This window comes from Streptomyces sp. NPDC033845, assembly GCF_055576225.1.
In genome coordinates, this window is sequence record NZ_JBVIRI010000031.1 from 1 (window position 1) to 11938 (window position 11938).

At 71.8% G+C, this 11938-nt stretch carries 4 protein-coding genes and 1 pseudogene; 2 read left to right on the top strand and 3 right to left on the bottom strand.

Annotated elements, in window-relative coordinates:
* Nucleotides 1-2123: pseudogene (locus ACZ50K_RS34675) on the bottom strand (RHS repeat protein); the annotation flags it as partial.
* Between the two features lie 897 nt (nucleotides 2124-3020).
* Here ACZ50K_RS34675 and ACZ50K_RS34680 point away from each other — a divergent pair.
* On the top strand, nucleotides 3021-6779 hold the full coding sequence (locus ACZ50K_RS34680) for an FG-GAP-like repeat-containing protein (protein WP_468910830.1): 3759 nt from the start codon (nucleotides 3021-3023) through the stop codon (nucleotides 6777-6779).
* A 36-nt stretch (nucleotides 6780-6815) separates the two neighbouring features.
* Here ACZ50K_RS34680 and ACZ50K_RS34685 read toward each other — a convergent pair whose 3' ends face one another.
* Nucleotides 6816-8189: an MFS transporter gene (locus ACZ50K_RS34685; RefSeq protein WP_468910833.1), complete on the bottom strand. Its 1374-nt coding sequence runs from the start codon at nucleotides 8187-8189 to the stop codon at nucleotides 6816-6818.
* A gap of 39 nt (nucleotides 8190-8228) precedes the next feature.
* Between ACZ50K_RS34685 and ACZ50K_RS34690 the strand changes: the two genes are divergently transcribed.
* A complete protein-coding gene (locus ACZ50K_RS34690) occupies nucleotides 8229-8729 on the top strand; it encodes a MarR family winged helix-turn-helix transcriptional regulator (protein ID WP_468910835.1) in 501 nt (166 codons plus the stop codon).
* Here ACZ50K_RS34690 and ACZ50K_RS34695 read toward each other — a convergent pair.
* Entirely contained in the window at nucleotides 8726-11809 is a 3084-nt protein-coding gene (locus ACZ50K_RS34695; protein WP_468910886.1) for an AMP-binding protein, read from the bottom strand. The two genes, ACZ50K_RS34690 and ACZ50K_RS34695, sit on opposite strands and share 4 nt — an antisense overlap.
* Nucleotides 11810-11938: the final 129 nt, after the last annotated feature.

Consider the following 11938-nt stretch of genomic DNA (forward strand, 5'->3'; position numbering starts at 1 on the left):
GCTTCGATGCGGTAGCGCTTGTACGGGGCCTTGCCGTCGGCGTGGGCGTCCACGCGGTTGTCGAGCTGCTTGCCCCGGAACTTGACGGGGGGCAGCTCGATGGCGGTCCCGTTCTTGCCCGTGTGGCGGATTTCGGAGAGCCACAGGGGGTAGTCGGTGCCGTCGCCGGTGTCGGGGAAGCCCTGCACCAGGTTCCAGGTGTCGACCGGCTTGTGGATCGTCCCGTTCCAGACGAAGGTGCTGACCTCGGTCAGCCGCTTGCGGGAGAAGAACGTCGGGGTGAAACGCCCCTTGCATTCCTCGCCGGAGGCGCACAGCTGGTCACCGGGGGTGTCGGGCCACTCCTTGGCGATGTTCCAGTCGACCTCGGGCTTCAGCTTGGCCGGGTCGCAGTCGAAGGTCTGCGTCTTCAGGCAGCGCTCCTCGACCTTGAAGCGGGCCTCGGCCGGAGCAGAAGCGAACAGGTTGTCGCTGCGCAGGCCCCAGCTGATGCGCTCCAGCCAGCCGGAGCGGTCGTAGGCGCGAGCCGTCGAACCACCGGCGATCTTGTAGTTGGAGCCGTAGAAGTTGCCTTCCTTCTGGTACCAGTACGTCATCGCGTTGCCACGCGGGTCGACGACGTAGTCGAGGTTCCAGCGGTAGGCCTGGTTGCAGACCGCATCGGCGAAGGTGGCGTTGTAGCAGGGCTCACCGGGGTGGTTGCCGTAGACGGGCACGTTCCAGGTGGAGTTCGTGACCGGCTTGCCCGCCGCCCAGCCGTTCAGCTTGTTCAGACCGAAGTAGAACTGGATGCCGTTCGGGTTCGTGAACCGCCAGTGCTCGCCTTCCTTGTCACCGTTGTCGGCACCCGACAGCAGTTCCAGACGCGAGCCGTCATCCTTGGCCGGACGCCACTTCTTGGTGGCGTCGTCCAGGACGAGGGGGGTGGAGCCGCCGTTGAGGGACATGGTGACCATCGGGGCGCCGTGGCACAGGTCGCCGGTGTCGTCCTTGGGGTTGTTGAACCCCGAGCCTTCGCGCTTGTCCTGGCTACAGGCGGTGTATCCGCGCTCGATGTAGTTCGAGGCGAGGTCCCAGCCGTCACCGACCCACGACGTCTGCTGCGCCGAGGCATTCGTACGGCCGTCGATGTTCGCGCTGGAGTAGCCGAGAGACAGCGACGGGCTCGGACCACCCAGCGAAGCCGGGATGTCCAGCGGATACGACCAGGAGAAGTCACCCGCCGAACCGCCGGCCTGCCAGGACCCCGAGGCACTGAGGCTGGTGGCCTTGAAGGTGCCGTTGGCGCCCTGGGCGCCGGGAGCGGCTGCCAGGGTCATCCCACCCGAGGAGGCGGGTGAGGCGAACGCCGACTTCAGTGCCTTCCCGGCCGACTGCGGAGCAGCCTTGGCCGGGATCTCGAAGGTGGCGACCAGCTTGCCGGTCTCGTAGTTGTTCTGCGTGGTGACCGGGAAGCTGCCCTGGCAGTCCGGGTGCTTCGGAGTCGTCAGGGCGCAGGAGGGGATCGCCGTGAAGCGGAGGCGGGAGCCCCAGCTGCCGCCGTAGGCGTTCTTGAACGCCTTGTAGTCCAGCTCCACCGACACCGGCGCGGCAGTCTTGCCCGCATCGGTACGGGCCACGTTCAGGAACACGTTGCCCGGACGCCCGGCACGCTTCGCCGCCGTCTGGTCGAGGAGGTCGACCTTCACCTTCACACCCGTCGCGGGCGCCGCCGGGGCCTTCGCCGCCAGCGAGGACTTCGACTTCGCCGCCGCCGGAACGGTGGCCGGGGTGACGGCCGCGACCGACACCGGGAGCTTGCCCGCCTTGACCGGCTTCCCGGCCAGACCGGCGTCCTTCACCGGCTGCCCGAACGCGCCCACGCTGGCCGACTTCAGCGCCGTCTTCGGCGCCATCGGGGCGTCCGGCAGGGCGATTTCAGCCGTCCCGGCCGCCGGCCAGGCGATCTTCGGAGCGCCCTTCCACGCCTTCAGGTCGGACTCGGCGGGGCCCTTCGCGGGCTTGCCCTTCACGTCCTCGCCGGTGACCTTCGTCAGCTTCTGCAGGCCCGGGAGCTTCGCCCCCGAGGCCGCCGAGGCCTCGATCACCGTCATACCGCTCGCGAGCAGCGTCGTGGCCAGCAACGGTATCGGCCACCGCCAGACACGCCTCAAAGGCGCGCGCATCGCGCCCGCCTGGGTCCTTCTCAAAATCGAACACATCTCCTTGAGTTGGCGCGCAACCGGGATTGCGAACCGGTGAGTAATCGCCGGGAATTTAACAGGATGCGCGAGGGTCCGTCGGGGTATTCCAAGGGGTGAGCAGAGACCTGCCGGAAGCCAACTGGGCAGCTCAGAAGCCTCAAACGGAATCCTGCATTCGGAATTTTGCGTTCCGTCAAACCTCTGGTAGAGAGCCCGCCCCGCGCGATGGCACTTCACAGTCGCTTCGAATATCCGGCCCTGGAGGTGCTACAAAACAGTCGAACACATCTGAGCCGACAGCAGGTGGCTGAAACTCGGCCTCTACGAGGAGGCTCAGTCCACTGTTTTCGGCCACCCCTCATCGGGGTCGCCGGACCGACCCCGAGGAATCACTCAGTTGAGACCCTTCACGACGCGGGAGCGCGTCGCGGGAGCACCGCCCTCAGGCAGGGCGCCCGTACTCACCCTGGCGACCGCTTTGGCCGCCGCATTGATCGGAGCCATGCCCGTGGCCGCCGCGGCCGCGCCGGCCGTCGCCACCGCGGCCCAGGCCGACCGGGCCGCGAAGGCGGTCAAGGGCGCCCAGGGGGAAGGCTTCTCCTCCCCCGAGGCTCAGGCCAGTGCCAAGGCCAGTGCCGCCGCCACGCGCGGCGGCAAGCGGGTCGAGGTCGTCTCGCAGCGTTCGGAGACCGATGAGGTCTGGGCGAACCCGGACGGCACCTTCACCGCCGAGCAGTCGCTGGTTCCCACCAAGGTCCGCCGCGGCGGAGCCTATCCGCCAAGCCCCAGATGTGGGAATCGGGCGCGGACAAGCCGGCCGCGGCGGGGGCCGCCGGCATGTCCGCGAAGGCGAAGTCGGCGGGCGCCGCCGAGGCACTCGCCGCTCCCCCGGCCCCCGTCGCGGACCGGGTGCCCGCGGTCGACGGCATCTCCCTCGGCAGCAAGCAGGCCGACTTGGGCGTACAGCTGAAGTCCGACAAGCTGACGCTGACGACCGACCGCAAGCTGCTCACCGCCGCCGACACCACCTTCCCGGTGGTCATCGACCCGGTGTGGCGGGACGACTGGAAGTCGGCGTGGGCGGTCGCCTACAAGCACAACGCCATCGCCGGTTCCGCGAACACCAACTACTGGAACGGCGGCACCCTCAGCAACGACGCCCGCGTCGGCTGTGCCAAGGACCAGGACCGGGGCTACGCCGTCGTCTGCGCCAGGACCTTCCTCCAGGTCGGCATGGGAGGCCTGGGCGGCAAGCAGATCCTGGGGGCCACCCTCCGCATGCAGCAGAAGTCGGCCGGTTCCTGGAGCTGCAAGTCCGGTGACATCCAGGTGTGGGACACCGACACCATCACCCGCTCGACCACCTGGAACAACCAGCCCGCCTGGAAGCGCCACGTCGATTCCTCCGACTATTCCTCCGGCGGCCGCAACTGCCCCGGTGACGGCGACACCATCGAGATGAACGTGACCTCCGCGGTCGCGGACGCCGCCCGCTTGAGCTGGCCGGCCTGGACTTTCGGGTTGAGGTCCGACACCGAGACGGTCGACGTGTCCTGGCGCAAGCTCAACCCGGACAGCGTCCGCATCTCCACCACGGTCAACACCCTGCCCAACCCGCTCCCGGCGGCCGACCGTTCGATGGGCCCGTCCGTGGAGTGCGGCGGCCGGATCGGTACGACCGACCAGGTCGTCCTTCGTGCCCGCATCAGCGACGCCGAGGACAACAAGCTCCGGGCCGAGTACAACTACTGGCAGGAGGACGACTACAACGGCACGATCAAGCGCCCGCAGGTCGAGGTCACCAACGGCAACGTCGCCGTCTTCCGGATCCCCAAGTCCGAACTGACCGGCACCACCTACCGGTGGGACGTCCGTGCCCTCGACGACAGCGGCGCCGGCCCCTGGGCCGGGCAGTGCGTGTTCCACGTCGACCAGGACCGCCCCGGCTCGCAGCCGAAGGTGAGCTCGGTGCAGTTCCCCGCGGACGACCCGGTGAACACCGGCACCGCCCGTACCGAGGGCACGTTCGCCCTGACGGCCAACGGGGTCGACGACGTCGTCGACTACCAGTGGTACACCGCGGGCGACCCGACCGTCCGCACGGTCAAGACGGCGCCCCCCGGCGGCCCGGCGCAGTTCACGTACACCCCGACCACAGCGGGACCGCACAGCCTCTTCGTTTGGAGCCGTGACGCCGCGGGCAACCGCTCCGACGCCAAGGCCTACGCCTTCTACGTCAAGCGCCTCGCCACCCGGGACAAGCCCGGCGACCTCAATGGTGACGGCAGCGTGGACATCTGGAGCGTCGACCACGGCTCCGGCCGGCTGTGGATGCACCCCGGCAAGGGCGACGGTTCCTTCGACCTGTCCAAGAAGCTGGACAGGGGCTCCTTCGCCAACACCACCTCGCTGACCCACCGGGGCAGCTGGGACGCCGACTACTACGAGGACCTGGTCGCCCTGCGGCCGGCGCCCGACAACACCCGCAAGAACCTGTACCTCTACCGCGGCAACGGCGACGGCGACCTCGAACACAGCGATGCCACCGCGACAGCGATGTCGACCCAGTACTCCTCGGACGACCGCTGGGGCCAGGCCGACCAGGTCGTGGCGATCAGCAGCGTCAACGACGACATCGACCCCGTGCTGGAAGCCGGGAACGGCAGGATCGACGAAGCCGACAACCCCGACCTGCTGGTCAAGGAGGGATCCAACCTCTGGCTCTACGCCGGCACCCCGTCGGGAACTCTCGGCCTGCGCAACTTCCGGCCCATCCCGCTCGGTCAGTCCGACTGGCAGGACATGACCCTGATCGCCCCCGGTGACCTCAACAAGGACGGCCTCCCGGAGATCTGGGCCCGCAACAGGACCACCGGAAAGATCCACCAGTACACCAGCAGGAAGAACACGGACCCGGCGGCCGTAGTGGCCCTCGACCTGAACGTGTACTCGGATCCCTCGGTCCGCAACACCTCCATCGGCACCGGCTTCACCGGCGCCGCGTACCCGCACCTGGCCGGCAACGGCGACTTCGAGAACGACGGCTTCGTCGATCTGTGGTCGCGCAACGGCGACGGTGCGATCACCGAGTTCCCCGGCCGTGCGCTGACCGCCGGCTCGGCCTTCGCCGCCGCCAAGCCCCTCGTCCTCGGCGGTACGCCCTGGAACGAGTGCGAGAGCGTCCCGTCCTCCGCTGACGCGGCCGTCCAGCACTCGCTGTGCGGACCGGTCCTGGCGAAGTTCAGGGCCGCGGGCGGTACCGCCGGCTTCGGCAAACCGGTCGGGCCGGTCGGCGATGCCGCCGACGGCGGGCGGTTCGTGCACGTCCGCATGAACGGCTCCACCTCCGACAACGCCTCCATCTACTGGCACCGGACCACCGGCGCCTGGATCGTCATCAACGGCATCCGCCAGAGGTGGCTCGCCCTCGGGGCCGAGAACAGCCACCTGGGCTACCCGACCTCGGACGAGACCCTCAAGTCCGACGGCGTCGGCGTGGTGACCACCTTCCGCGGCTCCGGCGGCGGGGGCGCGATGTACTGGTCCCCGTCGACCGGTTCCGCGGAGGTCCACGGCACCATCCACAGCAAGTACCTGGCGGCCGGCGGCCCCGCGGGCCCGCTCGGCTACCCGACGACCGACGAGGTCCAGAACGCCGACGGCAAGGGCCGGTACAACCACTTCCGGCTCCGCGGCCAGACCTCCGACTCCGGGTCCATCTACCTGGTCGCGGGCAAGGCCTGGACGGTCCGCGGCCCCATCCGCGACAAGTGGATGTCGCTCGGAGCCGAGAAGAGCTTCCTCGGCTACCCGACCTCCGACGAGTACGAGGTGTACGCCGGGCCCCGGGTGGACTTCGAGGGCGGCTACGTCCGGACCAACGACACCACCGGCGCCACCACCGAGCACAAGCCGAACGACCGCACCGCCCACCTGCGCACCGACCTGGCGGGTGACTTCAACGGCGACGGCCTGTCCGACATGGCCACCGTCTACGACTACGGCGCCGGTACCGGCGCCACCGCCCTCTACACCCTGAAGGGCAAGGCGGGCGGCGGCTACGAGGCACCCCAGCTGGTCTACAACAGCGGCCGCGGCAACTGGGAGTACCCCCGGTCGCAGTGGGTCGTCGGTGACTTCAACGGCGACGGCCGCGACGACATCCTGTCCGTCTACGGCCACGCCAACGGCACCGTGACGGCCTACACCCTGCTGGGCAGGACCGACGGCGGCTTCGCCGCCCCGGTCGCCTCCTGGACCCGTGCCCCGGGCATGTGGGAGTACGGCAGGAGCCGGATCACGGCGGGCGACTACAACGCCGACGGCCGCGCCGACCTCGCCATCCTCTACGACTACGGCAACAGGGCCTCGCTGTTCACCCTGACCGGACGGCCCGACGGCGGGGTGAACGAGGACGCCAAGGGCTGGGACAGCCCCGTGGACTCCTGGTACGCCGGGTCCTACGGGATGCCGGTGTCCGGCGACAACGACAAGGACGGTCGGGACGACATCTCGATCATGTACAACTACTCCACCGGCGCCACCACGGCGTTCACCTTCAAGGCCGTACCGACGGCGGGTTCGACGCCCCGCTGAAGAGCTGGCAGGCGGCACCCGGAACCTGGTAGTCTCTTAGCGGTACCCGGGAAACGCCCGGCCGGATCCCTCCGGCCGGGCGTCTCCCGTTCTCCGGTTCCGGACGGCAGGGTCGGGGTGTGTCGCGGCCGGGACGGCGGGGTGGTCGCCGCCGAGGACGTGGGGCGGGAGCACCCGCTCGGCGCGCAGGAGGATCGCGGCGCCGGCGAGGACCAGGAGGGCCAGGACGGTCCACAGGTGCCAGCGGCCCGCGTCGAGCAGGAAGCCCAGGAGGAGCGGGGCGATGGTGCGGCAGAGGGACCAGGACAGCTGGTAGGTCGCCAGATAGCGGCCGCGCAGGTGGTCGGGGGCGGCCTGGACCGAGAGGCCCTGTGAGGGCGCGGAGTGGACGAGTTCGCCGGCCGTGTAGAGCACCGCGACGGCGAGGACGGCGACGACGGTGCCCGTACCGGCCGGGCCGGCCGGGCCGCCCCCACTTCCGGTGAGCAGGGGCAGGGCCGCGAAGGCGGCGAAGGAGAGGGCGAAGAGGACCGCGCCGGCGGCTGCCGTGCGGGTGCGCCGGCCGCGCAGGGTCAGCCGGGTGGCGGGTACGCCGAGGGTGGCGATCATGACGGTGTTGAGTGCGAACACCGCTCCGGCCAGGGCGTCGGGTATGCCGACGTCGCGGGTGAGGAAGATCGGCAGGGCGATGGCCTGGGCGGTGTAGCCGAAGGCGATCAGGAGGTTGGCGGCCGTCAGGAGCAGATAGGGGCGGTCGGCGAGCACCTGCCGGTATCCTCCCGTGGCGCCCGCGGAGCCTGCGGGGCCCGCGCCCGGCGGCGGCCCGGCCGTGCGGCGGACGGGCGGGATCCGGGAGACCAGTACGGCGGCGAGCGCGAACACGGTGGCGAGGACTCCGGCAGCGGCGAGGAACCCGGTGGTGCCGTTCCAGGCCAGCATGCCGGCCGCCGCCAGACTGCCGCAGCCCATACCGGCGTTGCGCAGGCTGCGGTCCCAGGCCAGCAGCCGGTCGCGTGCCGGGCCCTGGGCGAGCTCGCCGATGAGGGCGTGCTGGCTGGGCGAGGAGGCCCACGCGCCCACGGCGACCAGCAGGGCGATCGCCAGGAAGGCCGGATAGGAGTCGGCGAAGGGGTACGCGGCGAACCCGACCGCGCGCAGGGCCAGGACGCCGATCAGCACCTGCCGGCCGCCGAACCGGTCGATGAGCACGCCCACGACCGGCATGGAGAGCAGGGCGCAGACTCCGGCGGCGGTCAGGCCCGCGCCGATCGCGGTCAGTGACAGGCCGGTGAGCGCGTGGACGAACAGCATCGTCAGGGGGACGTAGATGCCGTCGCCGATCGAGCCGACCAGGCTCGCGGTGATGAGACGGCGCCGGGTGCGGGTGTCGGGCCCCGCCTTATCTTCCATGGAAGGTAATTTATCATCCGTGGAAGATAAGGTGAAGGCATGCAGGAGACCGATCCCATCGCCGCCATCGTCGACCAGTGGGCGGCCGAGCGCCCCGATCTGGACACCTCGCCGATGCTCGTCATCGGCCGCCTCTTGCGGCTCACCGACGAACTGGACCGACGGCTGCGGCCGCCCTTCCAGGCGGCCGGGCTGGGCAGCGGCGACTTCGACGTCCTGGCGGCGCTACGGCGCGCGGGGCACCCCTACGCCCTGTCCGCGGGCGAGCTCAGCCGCACCGTCCTGGTCACGACCGGTGCGATCAGCAAACGGATCGACCGGCTCGAAGCCCGCGGCCTGGTCGGCCGGTCCGTGGCCGAGGAGGACTCCCGCGGACGCCTGATCACCCTCAGCGCCGCGGGAGTCGCCCTGGCCGACGAGCTCATCGCCGCCCACCTCCACAACCAGCACCGGCTCCTCTCCGGACTCGGCGCGGAGGAGCGGGCGCAGCTCGCCGGCCTCCTCGAACGGCTCGCCGCGACGCTCGACGACACCGCCTAACCCGCGGGCGTCCCGCAGGCCGCGGCGAGGGCGGCGGTGAACTCGGCCGCCAGGCCGGCGATCACCGGGAGGTCGAAGGCCAGCGCGTTGTACTGGAGCCAGCAGCGCAGTCCGCCGTCCGGCTGTTCGACCACGGTCAGTTCGGGGACCCCCCGGTCGCCGCCCGGCAGCGGCCAGGGCACGGTGCTGCCGCGCGGCAGTTCCCAGGGGCCGCAGGCCAGCCCGGGGAGCTGCGCGGGTGCGGCCCAGGCCTCGTAGCGGAGCCAGGCGGCGAACGGGACGGCGGGGCTGAACTCGGCGAAGGGGTAGAGCTGGTGGTCCAGGGCCTCGCTGTAGACCACCCGCAGCCGGTCGACGAGTTCGGCGAATCCGGGGCCGCCGCTGGTGTCCACCCGCAGCAGCAGGGACTGGACGAAGCAGCCCACCGCCCGCTCGGCGTCCTGGCGCGGGCGGCCGGGCACGGGGGTCATCACCACCAGGTCGGGACGGCCGCTGCGGCTGGCCAGCAGTGCGGTCCAGGCCGCCGTGACGGCGAGGAACGGGGTGGCGCCAAGCTCGGCCGCCCTGGCCCGCAGTGCTTCGGCCAGCGCGGCCGACACCTCGAACTCGTGTCCCTGGGTGAGCACTTCGTCGACCTCTCGGCGGCCCTCGAAGCGTTCCAGGGCCTCCGGGGCGCCGGCCAGGGCGCGCTGGAAGTGGGCCCGGGAGGCCGGCCAGTGCGCGTTCGCCCAGTCGACCAGCTCCCGGTAGCCGGGGCCCTGGCGGACCGGGGGTGCCGTCCTCCCCCGCCGCAGCGCCGAGTAGAGCACTCCGAGGTCGGCCAGCAGGACGCCGGTGGACCAGCCGTCGGAGACCATGTGGTGGACCGCGACCAGCACCACGTGGTCGGTCTCCGACCGGCTGACCACCAGCAGTCGGGCCATCGGGTCCCGGGCCAGGTCGGTGAGGCGGTCGCGTTCGGCGATCAGCAGGGCGTCCACCTCCGCGTCCGTGGCTCCGGGGGCCGGGGTCAGGGTGATCCGCACCCGGGGCTCCTCGTCCAGTACGGCCCGTACGATCCCGTCGCCCGCCGCCTCGAAGCGGGTCCGCAGCGCCGGATGGCGCCGGACCGCCTCGGTGAGCGCCCGGCCCAGGGTCTCCGGCTCCAGCCGGTCGGTGACCCGGAAGAGGGCGGTCACCGCACCGGCGTCCCGGCCGGGGGCCTCCGCCATCCAGCGGAAGAAGTTCTCCTGCTGGGAGGTGAGGGCGATGGCGTGCGGCTGTGCGCGGAGGGCGGCCAGATAGGGCGTCACCGTCTCGGTGCCGGCCGCTCCCCCGGCGGTGGCGGTGCGCCGCCGGTCGGGGTGGTCCACCCAGGCGGCCTGGGAGCGCAGCGAGGGCCGTTCGAAGACCAGGGCGGTGCCGGCCCGCAGGCCGAACTCGTCGCTGATGCCGATGGCCAGCTGGACCGCCCGGAAGGAGTCGCCGCCGAGCGCGAAGAACTCGGCGGCCACGTCGTCGACCGGACGGCCGAGCAGGCGCCGCCAGATCCCGGCCAGCCGCAGTTCGGTGGCGGTGGACGGGGCGAGCGCGGTGCCGGAGGGCGACGGCGGGGCGTCGAACAGCGGCCGGAGCCGCTGCTTGAGCACCTTGCCGCTCGGGTTCCTGGGCAGCTCGCGGGCGAGCAGGATCCGTACGGGCAGTTCGGGGCGGCTCAGCCGGGCGCTCAGGAAGAGGCGGAGCTCGTCCGGGTCCACCCCGTCGGGGCCGGGGACCACGACCGCGACCGGGACGGCGCCCATGACGGGGTGCGGGAGGCCGAGCGCGGCGGCGTCGGCGACCGAGGGGTGTTCGTGCAGCACCTCCTCGATCCGCAGGGTGGAGACCTTCAGGGCGCCGCTCTTGATGACATCGCTCTCGCGGTCGAGCAGGTAGAGGTAGCCGTCCGCGTCCAGGCGTCCGAGATCGCCCATCCGCACCCAGCCGTCGCGGAAGACCCGGTCGCTCCGCCCGGTGTCGCCCAGGTAGCCGCGCGGGGGTCCGGGCTGGCGCAGCCACACCTCGCCGGGCAGCCCGGCGGGCAGCGGCAGCCCGTCCGCGTCGAGGATGCGGAGGTCGCAGGGGTCGGCCGGGCGGCCCAGCGATCCGGGGCGGCGGGTGTCGACCACGGTGGAGATCTGCGCGGGCGAGGCCTCCGCGGAGGTGTAGGTGTTGACCAGGGTGGCGGCCGGCAGTGCCGCGGCCAGGGCGGCCGCCACCGGGACGGGCAGCGCGGCGGCGGAGGAGTTGACCAGGCGCAGACTGCTCAGGTCGTACCGCCGCGCGGTCCCGGAGTTGACGAGCTCGATCGCCATCGAGGGCACCAGGAAGGCGGTGCCGACGGCGAACTCCTGTACGGCGGTGCCGAACTCGTCCGCGTCGAAGCGCGGCAGGCTGAGCGTGGTGGGCGCGGCGGTGAGCGCGCCCAGCAGCATCACCTGGGCGGCGTTGGTCCCGATCGGGAAGGCGTGCAGGGCGTGGCGGGAGTGCGCGTAGGCGCGGCGGCGCGGGTGGGTGGACAGGCCGGCGGTCAGGTTTCCGTGCGCGGCGAGCACCCCCTTGGGCGCGCCGGTGGTGCCCGAGGTGCCGATGACCTGGGCGGGGTCGGCCGGGGTGACCCGGTGCGGGGGTTCGGCCGGCGGGTGCGGGTGGGCCGTCAGCAGGGAGTCGAGGGAGAGCTCCGACAGGCCGGGGACCGGAGTCGGCCGTCCGTCGGTGAGGGCGGTGCGGGCTTCGGCCAGGGCGGCCAGGGCCGCGGTGTCGGTGTCGCCCAGGTCCTCACGGGCCGGTACGGGCACCCCGCCCGCGTACTGGACGGCGAGGAAGGCTACGGCGTACCGGTCCCAGCGGGTGTTCGGGAACCGCAGCAGGACCCGGTCCCCCGGTACGACCCCGGCCGAGGCGAGTCCGGCGGCGGCGCGCAGGGCTTCCTCGCGCCAGCGGCGGTAGCTGAGCCCGCCGCCGCCGATGACCTGGAGCGCGATCTGGTCGGGGTGTTCGGTGGCCCGCGCGTCGAGGAGTTCGGGGACGGTCGTCGCGGCGGGCGGCAGGGTGGTGGCGATGGCGTACTCCGGTTCCGGTGCGGTGCGGTGCGGTGCGGTGCGGTTCTGTGTGCGGTGCGCTGCGGTTCTGCGCGGTGCCGGGCGGGCGGGCTCGGTGGGGCCGCCCGCCCGGCTGTGCCGATGGCGGCT